The organism is Paramuribaculum intestinale, assembly GCF_003024925.1.
Lineage (GTDB): Bacteria > Bacteroidota > Bacteroidia > Bacteroidales > Muribaculaceae > Paramuribaculum > Paramuribaculum intestinale.
On record NZ_PUED01000057.1, the window covers coordinates 1 to 14,202 of the forward strand.

Sequence of the window (14,202 nt, forward strand, 5' to 3'; positions counted from 1 at the left end):
CCGCTGATAACGTCTAAAGCCTTAAAAACACCTCTATTCTGCTGAGTATGGCAGACTACTAGTGGTATGGCGTCGCGACCGAAGTCAGCGTGTGATACATAGAAGTTGTACCCGGGCCGCGCGGCGGCACATGGAGAGTCAAGACCCTGCAGGTGTATGAGGTGATCGACGCTTATAGCGAGGTGTTTTTGGGTTACTCCGTATGCGAGACCGAGAACCCCCGCGCCCAATACGCCGCCTACCGCATGGCTCTGATCACAGCCGGACACCGGCCTTACGAGGTTGTGCATGACAACCAGGGCGGCCACAAAGAGGGTGACGCCGTGAAGTTTTTGGATCGCCTCCCGGTCAAGGTGCACCGCACGACCAAGCCTTACAGCGGCCAATCAAAAACCATCGAGAGCGTATTCAACCGCTTCCAGGGGCAATATCTGGCTCAAGACAAATTTTTTACCGGCATGAATATCACCGCTGTAAGAAAGTCAAGCCATGTAGACACGAATTTTGTCTACGCTAATATGGAGCATCTATATACCCGCGCCGAACTTATCAAAGCTTATGAGGAGTATCGCGAGCGGTGGAACGTTGCCGCGCACCCCAACACCGGCATCAGCCGCATGGAGATGTATCTGACGAGCTCCAACCCCGCCACCCCCGCGATCACAGAGGAGGATATGGTGAGTATGCTGTGGTGGACCACCGAACAACCTGTGGCCTACACCGACAACGGCCTCACGGTAACCATCAACGGCGAGAAACGTAAATATGAGGTGCATGAGCGCCCGGGTGTATATGACTACGATTTTCTCGGCCGCAACCGTGGCCGGCGATATTACGTCAAGTATGACCCCTGCGATCTGTCGTCAGTGCGGTTGTACACCAAATCGTCGACCGGCGATCTGCGCTTTGAGCGCGTGGCTGTGCCTCCCGTGAGGATCCACCGCAACATACAAGAGCAGCTCCCCGGCGAGCAGCAGCTGATCCGCGACAACATCAAGGCCAACGAGGAGGCCTACAAAAAACGAGAGATAGAGGCGCGCACCATCGAGCGCAAGTATGGCATGTCGCTCGAGCAGCAGGGACTTAACCGTCCGACACTCCCAGGCGGCAGCAAGAAGATCGAGGAGGAGATCGAGCGCGAGGTACACCGGCGCACCCGCAATCTGCGGCCGAAGTATGAGCGCATGAGCGCCGGGCAGGTCAGCAAAGAGATAAGCATGATGATACTCGACAGGAGTACCGGCAAGAAGCAGAATGATGACTACGGCGAGGATCAGCAATACAGAGCAGTAGCAAAATTATAACACGAGATAATCATGACACAAACAGAAAAACAAAGGATAACCGACGCCCTCCGCACTTATGTAGGGCGCTATCCGAGCCAAAACAAGGCCGCCGCAAGCCTCAACGGCGTGTCGGCCGCGACCGTCAGCGCCATACTCAAGGGCAATCATGAGCTGATCAGCGATGATATGTGGCGCAACGTCGACAAGCAGGTGACCCCGCAAGGCTCGCAGCTCGGCTGGAGGATTGTCGAGACCACATCATTTCGCGAGATCCAGACCGCCTTGGCTGACGCACAGGATTTTGGTAACGTGCGTTGGATCGTCGGCGACGCAGGCTGCGGCAAATCGACCGGAGCGCGGTGTTATGCCGCCAACAACGACAACGTGTTTGTAGTGCTCTGCGACGAGGATATGCGTAAGAGTGACTTTGTCCGGGAGATCGCCCGCAAGGTCGGGCTCAAAACCGCCGGCATGCGCCTGCGTGAGATGCTCGAGGGCGCGACCGACTACCTTATGCAGCTCGAGTCGCCGCTGCTGATATTTGACGAGGGCGACAAGCTCAATGACAACGTTATTCATTACTTTATCAACATTTACAACCGCATGGAGGGGTGTTGCGGCATAGCGTTTTTGTCGACCGGCTACATCGAGCGCCGACTGGAGCGTGGCGTGGCCTGTGGCAAAAAAGGTTACGCGGAGATCTACTCGCGCATCGGCCGCCGGTATTACGAGCTCGAACCTACCAACCACATCGATGTGGAGGTAGTCTGCGAGGCAAATGGCCTGACAGACAAAGGGCAGATCGCAAAAGTGGTTGCGGTTGCCCGCGATAGTGACTACGACATGCGCGTCGTGCGCCGCGAGATCCACCGACAAAAGCGGATCGCCGCCGCTAAAACGGCACCTGAAAAGCAGTCAAACAACGGTTAAACAGCGATCAAATGGCACGAGCATTATCAGTCAAAGAGGTTGACGCAAAAAAACTCCCTACCCTGACATTGAGCGAGCGATGGCACAATATGGTCGGAGAGATCGCACCCACCGGCGTATGGTTGATATGGGGCAAATCCGGATCAGGTAAATCGTCGTTTGTCATGCAGTTGTGCAAAGAGCTGTGTCGGCACTATAAGGGGATCTACAATAGCCTCGAGGAAGGCATATCCCTCACCCTGCAAAACAACATCCGCACCAACCGCATGAGCGAGGTCAACTCGCGTCTGGCGTTTGTTGAGGAATCGATCGAGGAGCTCAATGAGCGCATGACCAAGCGCATGAGTCCACATTTTTACATCATCGACAGTCTGCAGTGTACCGGGCTGTCGCCCAAGACATATGACGAGTTTGTCAATATCCATAAAAAAAATAAGCTGATAATATTTGTCAGCCAGACCGACGGACTTCGCCCGAAGGGACGCGTTGGTGATCATGCGCTCTTTATGGCCGATGAAAAGATTTGGGTAGAGGGATTCCGCGCGCAGACCTTTGGCCGTTTTATCGGTCCGGAGGAGACCTTTGTCATTTGGCCGGAGCGCGCACAGGCCTACTGGGGCGCACAAGTAAAAGCAGACTTAACCATCAAATAACACGAGATATTATGAGTACAATGAGAGAAAGCATCACGCTTGCCGCGCCTGATCGCGCCGGCACGGAGCATTACTACAGCCGCCCGCAGACATGCCGCTACTGCGGCGGGTCCGGGCACTTTGCCCCTTACGGTCCGGACGACAAAGCGTCCGTCTGCCCCGACTGCCACGGCGCCGGTAAAATGGTGGCTGTCGTCGATATTACATGGGTACCCGCCCGTCGTCGTGATCAACCCCGCAAAACCGGAGCAATACAATGATACGGAGTTGGCAAATACCACAGCACTACATGAGCATAGCGCGCTATATGGAGATCGAGATACCTGTCAGCCGGATCCAGGTCAATAACCGTCTGATCGACGCCGTGACCGTCGAGGTGATCCGCACCGACAGTCTCGGCCTGTGGATAGAGGTTGGCCGGACACAGGCAGGTTATCATTACTCGGTCACCTACGCCGTACCGACCGGCGGCGGCTGCGGCGGAGTCCATGTCAACTCGCCAAGAGCCAAGGACAAGACCGAGGCTCTGCTTGGCGGACTGCGCGAGGCCGCCGGGAGCTACTGGATCACACGCCACGACGGCGCCGCGGCCCGCATAGAGGCCGCGGTCAGAGAGGTCGAAAACTACAAAGCAACACAACTGACATTTTTTTGATATGGCGATAGACAACTACAGGCGGTTTTACGCGATTCTGCGGTATATGCCGCCGCTCTACGAACGCGACGAGCAAAAGAAGCAGCTCGTGCTGCAGTACACCAACGGCCGGACGGACAGCCTCCGAGATATGACTACAAAGGAATACAACGCCATGTGTAGCGCTCTCGAGCGGGAGTTTGGCATCCGGGAGCTCCGCCGCGAAAAGCGCAGCATATGCCTACGGCTCATGCAGCAACTCGGCAAGGACACCACCGATTGGTCGGTCGTCGATGAGTATTGCGTCGACCCACGGATAGCTGGCAAACCGTTTAGGGAGCTGACTAATGGCGAGCTTGACACACTGGCGCGCAAACTGCGTGCCATCAAGCACAGACAGGACAAAAAATCATCCATTAATCAATAATCATTATGGCAAAAAGAGTAAAAAAAACAATCATTACCGGCATAACGGCCGGGGAGGCCGAAGAGGCATTTGCCTCCTACGCCAAGGCTGACGCACAGCAGACCAAAATCACGGCCGAGATCGAATTGGCGTGCGCCAAGATCCGCGAAAAGCATCAGGATCAACTCGCGGCCCTGCAGCAGACCAAGGACGAGGCGTTTGAGCGCCTGCAGACCTACGCAGTGGAAAACCAGAGCGAGCTCTTTGCAAAGCGCAAGAGCCTCGAGATGACCCACGGCGTGATCGGATTTCGCACGGGTCAGCCTAAGTGCAAGACCGCGCGCGGCACCACATGGGCCGACGCTCTGGAGCTCGTCAAGGATCGCCTCCCGAACTATATCCGCACAAAAGAGGAGGTAGACAAGGATCGCCTCCTGGCTGACCGCAACCTCCCATGTCGGCGTGACGACGAGCCGGAGGAGGCAGCACGTCCGCTGCTGCATGAGATGGCGCTGTGTGGCATCCTCGTGGTGCAGGAGGAGAGCTTTTTTGTCGAGCCAAAGAGAGAGGAGGCAGCGTCATGATCAAGTTGCGCAGAGTCGTGGGCACAGGCCCCGATCAGCAGACTCAGATCTGCTACGTCAGACCGGAGAGCATCGCCGTCATCGAGGAGCATGACGACAGCGCATGGGTCGTAATGACCGACAAGAGCGTCATCCGTACAGATATGATCGTCGACGAGGTAGTGGCGACGCTTAAGGCCGTCGGATATTAGACAGCAACAAAAAACAGGTAGATATTACAGATTGATTTGGTTTTGGGTGCGCAGGCTCGTGGGAGTCTGCGCATTTTTTCGTAATTTTGCATTGGAGAGCACAAATCTTGCACATGGCCAAAGGTAGGGATCGAGAATTAATCAAGTTACGTAATGAGGCGCTATGCCGGCGCTATTACTACTGGACCGAGACTCAGCGACTGCGTTTTGACGACGCGCTGCGCATACTCTCCGAGCGGGAGTTTTTTTTGAGCGAGCAGCGCATCATGGCCATCATACGCAAAGCGAGCCGCGAGGGTCGCATCGAGGGGCTTAAGCCGGTCCCCAAAATACGCGCCCCGCGGCTCACCGCCGATCAACTGCGGCTATTTGCCGATCAGATCTGATCGGAGATCCTAAACGCAAAAGTCATCTCAGATACCTTGATACCGTGCGGCATGGAGTACCCCCTGCTGCGCACGCGCGTAAGCGCCGAGGCATTGGGCGCAGCCCTAAACCGATGCAGCGCCCGATAGACCTTGCGCAGCAGCCGGCGACGCTCGCGCACATGGTCATATGTGCCGGATGTGTAATGTGTGTCGTGATAGCAATCGGTGGCGAGGCGCACGGTCAGCGTCGCGCGGCCGCGCTGGGTGTCGCCGGTCAGATCCTCCCACTCGGTTTCGTCATTGCCGATCAGCACACAGGGGTAGGTTACAGGATAGGCGTCGTCCTCGGCCGACATCTCCAGTTGGCCATAATCCTCGTCGATCAGCGACAGCTCCGGCACTTCGGCCGCGATCCGATTGATGATGTTGATGTACAGTTCTTCCATTTTGGTTGTTATTATGGGGTTAATATTTTGCGGATCTCATCCTCGACGGTGCGGCGCAGCTCACGCGTGAGAGTCTGCGATGGGCCGATAAATTTGCGTTGCGGCATCACAAATCGTGTCTTTTTGGTCAGAGCCATACGCCTCCATTTTTCTGATTCGGCGGTGGCGTTGAGATGTGTCACCGTCTTGCCTTTGTGGCGGCCTTTGCCGTTGTCGGCAGTGGCCTTGCTCGTGCCCAACGTCCTGTAATACATCGCCCAAAACTTCTTACGCATCTTGGGTGTGATGGTGATGCTGCCGCCGTTGTTGTGGATGGCGGCATATATCAGATCGTTGTAGATGCGCACGCGCCCCGGAGCAAGTTTGAACAGAATCCGGTTGCGCAGGGTGTTGGTGCGCGACAGCAGCGGTCCGCGCTGCCCGTCAGCCCCGGAGAGGGTCTGCTGGCGCCATGTCGACGGCCACGCCTGCAGGTTATCATCCAGAAAGCCACCCCGGGCGAAATTGCCCCGGAAATGCTGCATCGCCTTTGTTCCCATGAGCCGCGGCAGATCGCTGCGGAGAAGTTTTGCGAGCTCTTTTTGCCTTTTTTCGGCAAATTCACGAAAATTTTGCGGTGTCATTGTTTGGAGTGTAAGAGAAAAGTGTTACTTTTGCAATGGACTTTAGCCGCAAGGCTATCATGCCAAGGTGTGCCGGGTATACCCCTATTGGGGACCCGGCTTATTTTTTATATATCATATTTCAGCAGCTCTTTCGACCCTTTTATTACGCAATAAACATGCTTAATTTGTCGTTTTAGTAGATCGCCGTGCATATCACGATAATGTCGAAATTGTGCTATTGATTTCACCATCTTTTTGTGGTCGAACAATGATGGGTCATGAAAATACAGACAGACGGAATTAGACGGATGCTCAACATCTTCGCGGGCATTGTAGTTGGTCAATTGTCTGTTTTTAGCTGCAAGCGCGTGCGAATACCATCCGTGCCCTGTTATAGAGCGTATATCCATAGCCTCTCCATCCAGTTCAAGATCAAGAGCGGCAAGCTTATTTCCATTCTTCTTTTTTGACTCATCAAGGAGTAAGGCGACGCGCCCCATGCGGAAGAGTTCCGCCTGGCACTCGAGTTCGAGCTGCGTGGATGTAAGACCTTCAAAGAAGCGCTCCGCCTTGAGGCCGTCATGGGTGATATGGCCGACATGTTGGGCTCGCAATCCGCCTGTACGCTTGTCGTATTCCACGTCGCGCCATTCGGGGTTGTTTTTCAATTCTCGATATTTCGCGCGGTTTTGCTTCTTGCGCTCGACCTCCTCGTCGGGGATGGCATTGTCGGCTTGGCGGCAGCTGTTACAATCCTTCTTTTTATTGCCGAATCGCATGCCGAGGCGGTTTTTGAGTCCTCCGGCAAACGGGCACGATGAGCAGCTGTCTGGATAATACGGATGATCCTGACCAAACAGACTGCCGGACTTGCCCGGATTGTCGCCGAGTCCCTTGTGGGGTCCATCCTTGCGCGGATCCACCGCATCCTCATGCTTGATCCCTGTCGCCGGCTCGTCGGTCGACTCCAGCGAGCACTGGCAGTTCCATCGGTCGCCCGGCCGGTGTCGCGACCAGAACGGATGATCCACTGGGAGGATCGTACCCCAGTAGATGCGATGATCCGCGCCCGGATTGGGCGACGTCGACGGCACCCACCGGAGGTTGGGGAGCACATCCTTGTCACGCTCAAACCGCTGCCACTCCGCCGCCTGATGCGCCCGGATAACGGCCGTGTCATACTCCGTACGCAGCCACGGCCCGAACTGGTGGGAGGCTATCGACTGGACATCGTTTGACCACTGTTCGAACGACTTTAGACGGCCGTTTGAATCGAGCAGTCGCATTTTTGAGGGAATTTTCGGCAAATTCGCGAAATTTTTGCGGTGTCATCGTTTGGAGTGTAAAAGAAAACTATTACTTTTGTGATAGCCTGAAAGGGTTAGCCAACGCTACGGCGCGAGCATTGCAGGGAGGGAAACCTCCCTGTTCTAATTTATGAACTTTATCTCCTCTTTGTATAACGATCTAACATGGTCTTTTTTAGATCTGTCAGCGTCTCTATGCGTCAATACACGACCGACCCCATGGGCTAATCTTTTTCAAGATAAATCCAGCCTTGTTGATGGAACAATATTCTGACAGCGACTGCTATCCAGTTTGTTTTTGCGAAGCACATGAGGATATGTAGCAAATGGATGGAGCAATGGAGTGCATGCCGAGGCGGTTTTTGCCTATGTAGTGGTTTTTTCGTAACTTTGTGGCGAAAATCACGAATATAATGAAGAATCTCCGCAACTTCTGCATAATAGCCCATATTGACCACGGCAAGAGTACTCTGGCCGACAGATTGCTTGAATACACCCACACCGTTGAGGGTAAGGATCTTCAGGCTCAGGTGCTTGACGATATGGATCTCGAGCGTGAGCGTGGCATAACCATCAAGAGCCATGCCATACAGATGAATTACGTTTCGGGCAATGAGCAATATGTGCTGAATCTTATCGACACTCCGGGACACGTTGACTTTTCCTATGAGGTTTCGCGCTCCATCGCGGCATGTGAGGGAGCGTTGCTGATTGTCGATGCTTCGCAGGGCATTCAGGCTCAGACGATATCCAATCTCTACATGGCTATCGACAATAATCTTGAAATCATCCCGGTGGTCAATAAGGTGGATCTTGACAGCGCCAAGCCTGAAGAAGTAGAGGATCAGATAGTGGATCTGTTGGGCTGCGATCATTCGGATATCATCCGTGCGTCAGGCAAGACAGGCCTTGGTGTGCCGGAGATTCTTGAGGCGATCATTTCCCGCATACCGGCTCCCGATGGCGATCCGGAGGCTCCGTTTCAGGCTCTCATATTTGACTCTGTGTTCAATCCGTTCAGAGGCATCATAGCATATTACAAGATTGTCAACGGCACGATCCGCCGCGGTGACTTTGTGAAGTTTGTGTCGACGGGTAAGGAATATCATGCCGACGAGATCGGCGTGCTCAAACTTGACATGGCGCCGCAGCAGCAGCTCTCGGCCGGCAATGTCGGATATATCATATCAGGTATCAAGACCTCGCGCGAGGTGAAAGTGGGCGATACGATCACTCATGTCGACCGTCCGTGCAGCGAGGCTATAGCTGGATTCGAAGAGGTCAAACCTATGGTGTTTGCCGGAGTATATCCTATAGAGACAGAGGATTTCGAGAATCTCCGTGCATCGCTCGAAAAACTGCAGCTCAATGATGCATCGCTGACATTCCAGCCTGAATCGTCGGCGGCGCTCGGATTCGGATTCCGTTGCGGATTCCTCGGTCTGCTTCACATGGAGATCATACAGGAACGCCTCGGTCGCGAATTTGACATGGATGTAATCACAACCGTGCCCAATGTATCCTATCGGGTGTTTGACAAGCATGGCAACATGACTGAAGTGCACAATCCTTCGGGATTGCCCGAACCAACGCTGATAGATCATATCGAGGAACCGTACATCAGGGCGTCGATCATCACTGTGGCCGATTTCATAGGCCCGATAATGACCCTCTGCCTGTCGAAGCGCGGCATACTCGTGAAGCAGGAATACATATCCGGCAACCGCATGGAGATGACGTTCGATATGCCGCTTGGCGAAATCGTAATCGACTTCTACGATAAACTCAAGAGCATATCCAAGGGTTATGCCTCGTTTGACTATCATCTGCATGATTTCAGGGAGTCGAGGCTTGTCAGGCTCGATATACTTCTCAACGGCGAAAGTGTCGATGCTTTGTCGACCCTCACTCATGCCGACAATGCAGTGGGTTTTGGCCGCCGCATGTGCGAGAAGCTGAAGGAGCTGATACCGCGTCAGCAGTTTGATATAGCCATTCAGGCAGCTATCGGCGCCAAGATCATAGCGCGTGAAACCATCAAGGCTGTGCGTAAGGATGTGACCGCAAAGTGTTATGGAGGCGACATATCCCGTAAACGCAAACTGCTGGAGAAGCAGAAGAAGGGTAAGAAACGCATGAAGCAGATCGGTTCGGTCGAGGTGCCTCAGAAAGCATTTCTGGCTGTGCTCAAGCTCGACTGATCTGACATTATGTCCGTCTTCGGTCTTGTGATCGGCAAGTTTTGCATATATGTGAACCGAATGAGGAAACTGCAGACGGGTGATATTATTGTGTGATAAATTTATATTGTTTCAACCGCTCTCTCCGTTACAACAACCGACCGAAATGTCAAGCGAAATCAACAACATTGTCGAAAGTGAGCATCATGCTCCGTTTTTTGCGGCACGTCAGGCCATACGTCGCCATGCTACAGGCGGAAATATTCTGATAATATCTACTCTGTTGGCCATGATAGTGGCCAATATCCCGGCTATTAACCATTACTATTTTGAGTTCTGGGAACAGGAGGTGAGGCTGCAGATAGGCGGCTTCAATCTGTTCTCCCATGGTGGAGAGCCGATGAATATGCTGGAGTTTATCAACGATGCTCTGATGGCTGTGTTTTTCTTTTCGATAGGTCTTGAGATCAAGCGCGAGGTGCTTGTCGGAGAGTTGTCGTCGTTCAAGCAGGCTTTGCTGCCGATCATGGGCGCTCTCGGAGGCATGATAGTGCCGGTGGTTATTTTCTACATGCTGTCGAAGGGTACTGACTATGTAGGAGGATCGGCTATACCGATGGCCACCGACATCGCATTCTCGCTGGGAGTGCTTGCGATGCTTGGTTCGCGGGTGCCGATTTCGCTGAAGATTTTCCTTACTACTCTGGCTGTGGTCGACGATATAGGCGGCATCATAGTCATTGCGGCTTTCTATTCGTCGCATATCGAATATATGCTGCTGGTCTATGCTGCAGTGCTTCTCGGAGTGCTTCTGCTTGGCAGTGCTATGCACATCAAGAGCAAGATATTCTACCTCGGTATTGGCGGATGTGTGTGGTTTCTGTTTCTCAATTCGGGCGTGCATCCTACAATCGCCGGAGTGCTGGTGGCATTCTGTGTGCCGGCATCGCCCGTGTTCAAGCCTCGTCGATATGTGAAGATCATTCGCGCCTCGATAGCTCACTTCAAGTATGAGGACGATGAGCATCTCGAACAGTCGAGCATACTCAACCGTGAGCAGATGGACTGGCTCAAAATGATAGAGTATGCTTCCGACAAAGTGATATCGCCTCTGCAGGATCTCGAAGACTCCTTGCATCCGGTGGTCAATAACTTCATAGTGCCTCTGTTTGCCTTTGCCAACGCCGGCATATTTCTGCTCAACCTTGATCCGTTGTCGATTGTTGAAGGTATATCGCTTGCGATAATATGCGGTCTGGTGATAGGCAAGTGCGCGGGTATATTCCTTTTCTCGTGGCTGACTGTAAAGCTCCATCTCGCCCCGATGCCGCTGCGTGCCAACTGGAAGATGATGGCGTCAGTGGCGATGCTTGGCGGTATCGGATTTACAGTATCGCTGTTTATCGCCAATCTGTCGTTTGCCGGAATGGGTGTGCATGGTGCCGATCTGCTCAATCATGCCAAACTCGGCATTGTGGTGGGATCGCTTGTCTCGGGTATCCTCGGATACCTGCTGCTCGGCCGTACTCTTCCTGCCGGCGGTCAGTATGTGGCGTCGGATGATGAAGATGCACTTCACATGTAAATCCGGGTTATAATACGATAAAAGGTCGTCGCGTTGCCTCATGCGGGCAGCGCGACGTCGTTTATATACGTCGTTTATATACAATGATCGCCGGTATCAAATTGTCGTATTAAATTTGCGAAATTCACATTTAATTGTTAATTTTGGCACGAAGTGTTAAAACCGGGTGTATTGACTTTTTTATGCTCCGCTAACAATTCGGGCATCTCAAGCGTTAACATAATAAATTAAAAAACATATAGCCGCTTGACGGCTGTAAAGTGATAAAATGAAAAAATCGACAATCTGGGCAATAACCATCATAATGGCTCTGACATTTGCGGGGCTTCTGTATGTGCAGGTGATGTACATGAAGAACATACTGCGTATGCGCGATGACCAGTTTGCAGAAGGCGTGAAGCGGTCGCTTTACGCTGTCACCGGCAATCTGGAGCAGGACGAAACGCAGTATTTTCTTGAAGAGGATGTGGCTCAGATCGAAACCTCGGTATTGCCACGCTACTCGTCGTCATCGGGCGAGCAGGGTGGCATACAGTATTCTTTCACCACTCCTGAAGGCAAGAAGGGAGCATTGACGCTGCAAGGCGATCTCAATGCGCTCGATCCGACTATAACTCTTACTCCGCGTCAGCGCCAGCGGCCGACCCATGAGATACTGCAGGAACAGTATCTTAAGCAGCGCACGCTTATGAACGAGGTGATACTGCGCATGATAAGCCAGTCGAGCACACGTCCGATCGCCGAACGCGCAGATTCGGGTAAGGTGGCCACATATCTCAGAATGGAACTGGCCAACAACGGCCTTGACCTGCCGTTTGAATTCGCTGTCGTCAACCGTCAGGGTGCCGCGGTGTATCATTCGGCTGGCTACATGCCTGAGCAGGTGGGTAATGACAATATGTTTGTGCAGACGCTTTTTCCCAACGATACGCGCAATCTGATGTATTACCTCAAGGTCTACTTCCCCACCAAGCGTGATTACATCATGTCGTCGCTCAACTATATCATTCCGGCGTTTATCATGACGTTTGTGCTGCTGGTGGTGTTTGTCATAACAATCTACCTGATCTTCCGCCAGAAGAAGCTGACCGACATGAAAAACGACTTCATCAACAACATGACACATGAGTTCAAGACTCCCATATCCACCATATCGCTTGCCGCGCAGATGCTCAACGACAGCTCTGTACGCAAGTCGTCGAATATGCTTGAGCACATATCCAATGTGATCAACGATGAGACGAAGCGGTTGCGTTTTCAGGTCGAGAAGGTGTTGCAGATGTCGATGTTCGAGCGTCAGAAGGCCACACTTAAACTTCAGGATGTGGATGCCAACACCATTGTCGAGAATATTATCCACACTTTCAAGATCAAGGTGGAGAAATATGGCGGCCATATAGAGGCTGTGCTCAAGGCGGAACAGTCGATCATTCATGTCGACGAGATGCATTTCACCAATGTGATTTTCAATCTGCTTGACAATGCCGTCAAATACCGTCGTGAGGATGAGTCGCTTAAACTTTCGGTGACAACACGCGACGTGTCGGGCGGACGTCTTGAAGTGACAGTGGCCGACAACGGCATCGGTATCCGTCGTGAGGATCTAAAGAAAATATTCGAGAAATTTTATAGAGTGCCGACTGGCAACCTGCATGATGTCAAAGGCTTCGGACTCGGTCTGGCCTATGTCAACAAAATGGTGAGGGAGCTTGGCGGACAGATAACGGTGGAGAGTGAACTCGGGCAAGGTACACGATTCATAATCACTCTGCCGCTTGCGAAAAGATGAATACAAACATATAAAAACAAATTATTATGGAAGAACGACTGCGTATACTGCTTTGCGAGGACGACGAGAATCTCGGTATGCTTCTTCGCGAATACCTCCAGGCCAAGGGCTATAATGCCGATCTGTTTGCCGACGGCGAAAGCGGCTACAAGGCTTTCCTGAAAGGCAAGTACGACTTGTGTGTGCTTGATGTGATGATGCCCAAAAAGGATGGATTCGCACTCGCGCAGGAAATCCGCACGGTCAACTCGGAGGTGCCCATCATATTCCTTACCGCGAAATCGATAAAGGAAGATATCCTCGAGGGCTTCAAGATCGGTGCTGACGATTATATCACCAAGCCTTTCTCTATGGAGGAACTCGTGTTCAGAATCGAGGCCATACTGCGCCGCGTAAAGGGCAAGAAGGGCAAGGAGATCACGATGTACAAGATCGGACAATTTACTTTCGACACACAGAAGCAGACTCTGATGATTGGCGACAAGATGACCAAGCTTACCACCAAGGAGTCTGAACTGCTCAGCCTGCTGTGTGCTCACGTCAATGAGATTCTTGAGCGTAACTTCGCTCTAAAGACTATCTGGATCGACGACAATTATTTCAACGCCCGTTCGATGGACGTGTATATCACGAAGCTGCGCAAACATCTGCGCGACGATCCGTCAATCGAGATCATCAACATCCACGGCAAGGGCTATAAGCTCATCGCTCCCGAAGCTGAAGCAGAGTCCTGAGGCTTATAAAGCATAAAAGAATGCCGGGCAGTCGAGGGGATAAATCCCCGGACTGCCCGGATGCTTTTTTGTCGGTGTTGCAGCTTATTTCGCAACGTTGACGCGGCGCTCCTTGATGCGGGCCTTCTTGCCGGTAAGGCCACGGAGGTAGTAAAGTTTGGCGCGACGCACCTTGCCATACTTGTTGACGGTGATAGAGTCGATGAACGGCGATTCGATGGGGAAGATACGCTCCACACCGATGTTGTCGCTCATTTTGCGGACGGTGAAACGCTTCTTGTCGCCGTCGCCCGAGATACGGATTACCACACCGCGATACTGCTGGATACGCTCTTTGTTACCCTCTTTGATGCGGTAGGCCACGGTGATGGTGTCGCCGGGACCGAATTCGGGATGTTTCTTGCCGGTAGCGTAAGCTTCCTCGACAACTTTAATTAAATCCATTGTGATCGTTTTAATTAAAATGTTAACATATTAGTCGCAATATGGCCAGGCTGCATGTCC

17 protein-coding genes are annotated in these 14,202 nt (G+C 52.6%); 13 read left to right on the top strand and 4 right to left on the bottom strand.

Annotated features, from left to right (window positions below):
• The first annotated feature begins 152 nt into the window (after positions 1-152).
• From C5O24_RS05825 to C5O24_RS05865, 9 genes are all read left to right on the top strand, one after another.
• A complete protein-coding gene (locus C5O24_RS05825; protein WP_107681572.1) occupies positions 153-1,304 on the top strand; it encodes a hypothetical protein in 1,152 nt (383 codons plus the stop codon).
• A 12-nt stretch (positions 1,305-1,316) separates the two neighbouring features.
• Positions 1,317-2,216, top strand: coding sequence for an AAA family ATPase (locus C5O24_RS05830; RefSeq protein WP_202613090.1), 900 nt, complete (start codon positions 1,317-1,319; stop codon positions 2,214-2,216).
• 11 nt (positions 2,217-2,227) lie between these two features.
• Positions 2,228-2,869: a P-loop NTPase family protein gene (locus C5O24_RS05835; RefSeq protein ID WP_107036683.1), complete on the top strand. Its 642-nt coding sequence runs from the start codon at positions 2,228-2,230 to the stop codon at positions 2,867-2,869.
• A gap of 11 nt (positions 2,870-2,880) precedes the next feature.
• Complete coding sequence (locus C5O24_RS05840) at positions 2,881-3,129, top strand: hypothetical protein (RefSeq protein ID WP_133165475.1); 249 nt, start codon at positions 2,881-2,883, stop codon at positions 3,127-3,129.
• Positions 3,130-3,158: 29 nt separating this feature from the next.
• Positions 3,159-3,524 carry a hypothetical protein gene (locus C5O24_RS05845; RefSeq protein WP_107036681.1) on the top strand — a complete coding sequence of 122 codons (366 nt, stop codon included), beginning with the start codon at positions 3,159-3,161 and terminating at the stop codon, positions 3,522-3,524.
• Between the two features lies 1 nt (position 3,525).
• The gene (locus C5O24_RS05850) at positions 3,526-3,930 is read left to right on the top strand and encodes a hypothetical protein (protein ID WP_107036680.1); all 405 of its coding nucleotides are present in this window, start codon (positions 3,526-3,528) and stop codon (positions 3,928-3,930) included.
• Between the two features lie 5 nt (positions 3,931-3,935).
• Positions 3,936-4,493: a host-nuclease inhibitor Gam family protein gene (locus C5O24_RS05855; protein ID WP_107036679.1), complete on the top strand. Its 558-nt coding sequence runs from the start codon at positions 3,936-3,938 to the stop codon at positions 4,491-4,493.
• A complete protein-coding gene (locus C5O24_RS05860; protein ID WP_107036678.1) occupies positions 4,490-4,684 on the top strand; it encodes a hypothetical protein in 195 nt (64 codons plus the stop codon). The genes C5O24_RS05855 and C5O24_RS05860 overlap by 4 nt, the downstream gene beginning before the upstream one ends.
• A 113-nt stretch (positions 4,685-4,797) precedes the next feature.
• On the top strand, positions 4,798-5,070 hold the full coding sequence (locus C5O24_RS05865; protein ID WP_107036677.1) for a transposase: 273 nt from the start codon (positions 4,798-4,800) through the stop codon (positions 5,068-5,070).
• On the opposite strand, the gene C5O24_RS05870 is transcribed toward C5O24_RS05865, so the two are convergent.
• The 3 genes from C5O24_RS05870 to C5O24_RS05880 form a co-directional block, all read right to left on the bottom strand.
• On the bottom strand, positions 5,061-5,498 hold the full coding sequence (locus C5O24_RS05870) for a hypothetical protein (RefSeq protein ID WP_107036676.1): 438 nt from the start codon (positions 5,496-5,498) through the stop codon (positions 5,061-5,063). The two genes, C5O24_RS05865 and C5O24_RS05870, sit on opposite strands and share 10 nt — an antisense overlap.
• Before the next feature lie 11 nt (positions 5,499-5,509).
• Positions 5,510-6,121, bottom strand: a complete 612-nt coding sequence (locus C5O24_RS05875) for a phage virion morphogenesis protein (protein ID WP_107036675.1) — start codon at positions 6,119-6,121, stop codon at positions 5,510-5,512.
• 107 nt (positions 6,122-6,228) lie between these two features.
• Positions 6,229-7,389 (bottom strand): phage head morphogenesis protein, encoded by a 1,161-nt coding sequence (locus C5O24_RS05880; RefSeq protein ID WP_107681573.1) that lies wholly within the window; start codon positions 7,387-7,389, stop codon positions 6,229-6,231.
• A gap of 434 nt (positions 7,390-7,823) precedes the next feature.
• Here C5O24_RS05880 and lepA point away from each other — a divergent pair, with 434 nt between their 5' ends.
• The 4 genes from lepA to rprY all read left to right on the top strand — a co-directional run bounded on the left by lepA (position 7,824) and on the right by rprY (position 13,698).
• Positions 7,824-9,611, top strand: coding sequence for a translation elongation factor 4 (lepA, locus tag C5O24_RS05885; protein ID WP_107034804.1), 1,788 nt, complete (start codon positions 7,824-7,826; stop codon positions 9,609-9,611).
• A 145-nt stretch (positions 9,612-9,756) separates the two neighbouring features.
• The gene (nhaA, locus tag C5O24_RS05890; RefSeq protein ID WP_107034803.1) at positions 9,757-11,175 is read left to right on the top strand and encodes a Na+/H+ antiporter NhaA; all 1,419 of its coding nucleotides are present in this window, start codon (positions 9,757-9,759) and stop codon (positions 11,173-11,175) included.
• A 268-nt stretch (positions 11,176-11,443) separates the two neighbouring features.
• Positions 11,444-12,964, top strand: a complete 1,521-nt coding sequence (locus C5O24_RS05895) for a sensor histidine kinase (RefSeq protein WP_107034802.1) — start codon at positions 11,444-11,446, stop codon at positions 12,962-12,964.
• Between the two features lie 26 nt (positions 12,965-12,990).
• Positions 12,991-13,698 carry a response regulator transcription factor RprY gene (rprY, locus tag C5O24_RS05900; protein WP_107034801.1) on the top strand — a complete coding sequence of 236 codons (708 nt, stop codon included), beginning with the start codon at positions 12,991-12,993 and terminating at the stop codon, positions 13,696-13,698.
• Between the two features lie 84 nt (positions 13,699-13,782).
• Here rprY and rplS read toward each other — a convergent pair whose 3' ends face one another.
• Positions 13,783-14,142: a 50S ribosomal protein L19 gene (gene rplS / locus C5O24_RS05905; protein ID WP_107034800.1), complete on the bottom strand. Its 360-nt coding sequence runs from the start codon at positions 14,140-14,142 to the stop codon at positions 13,783-13,785.
• Positions 14,143-14,202: the final 60 nt, after the last annotated feature.

Coding starts and splice junctions, on each gene's coding strand:
- C5O24_RS05870 (WP_107036676.1), bottom strand. CDS start 5,498: ATGGAAGAACTGTACATCAACATCATCAATCGGATCGCGGCCGAAGTG.
- C5O24_RS05875 (WP_107036675.1), bottom strand. CDS start 6,121: ATGACACCGCAAAATTTTCGTGAATTTGCCGAAAAAAGGCAAAAAGAG.
- C5O24_RS05850 (WP_107036680.1), top strand. CDS start 3,526: ATGGCGATAGACAACTACAGGCGGTTTTACGCGATTCTGCGGTATATG.
- C5O24_RS05835 (WP_107036683.1), top strand. CDS start 2,228: ATGGCACGAGCATTATCAGTCAAAGAGGTTGACGCAAAAAAACTCCCT.
- rplS (WP_107034800.1), bottom strand. CDS start 14,142: ATGGATTTAATTAAAGTTGTCGAGGAAGCTTACGCTACCGGCAAGAAA.
- lepA (WP_107034804.1), top strand. CDS start 7,824: ATGAAGAATCTCCGCAACTTCTGCATAATAGCCCATATTGACCACGGC.
- C5O24_RS05860 (WP_107036678.1), top strand. CDS start 4,490: ATGATCAAGTTGCGCAGAGTCGTGGGCACAGGCCCCGATCAGCAGACT.
- C5O24_RS05865 (WP_107036677.1), top strand. CDS start 4,798: ATGGCCAAAGGTAGGGATCGAGAATTAATCAAGTTACGTAATGAGGCG.
- C5O24_RS05895 (WP_107034802.1), top strand. CDS start 11,444: ATGAAAAAATCGACAATCTGGGCAATAACCATCATAATGGCTCTGACA.
- C5O24_RS05845 (WP_107036681.1), top strand. CDS start 3,159: ATGAGCATAGCGCGCTATATGGAGATCGAGATACCTGTCAGCCGGATC.
- C5O24_RS05855 (WP_107036679.1), top strand. CDS start 3,936: ATGGCAAAAAGAGTAAAAAAAACAATCATTACCGGCATAACGGCCGGG.
- nhaA (WP_107034803.1), top strand. CDS start 9,757: ATGTCAAGCGAAATCAACAACATTGTCGAAAGTGAGCATCATGCTCCG.
- C5O24_RS05880 (WP_107681573.1), bottom strand. CDS start 7,389: ATGCGACTGCTCGATTCAAACGGCCGTCTAAAGTCGTTCGAACAGTGG.
- C5O24_RS05840 (WP_133165475.1), top strand. CDS start 2,881: ATGAGTACAATGAGAGAAAGCATCACGCTTGCCGCGCCTGATCGCGCC.
- C5O24_RS05830 (WP_202613090.1), top strand. CDS start 1,317: ATGACACAAACAGAAAAACAAAGGATAACCGACGCCCTCCGCACTTAT.
- rprY (WP_107034801.1), top strand. CDS start 12,991: ATGGAAGAACGACTGCGTATACTGCTTTGCGAGGACGACGAGAATCTC.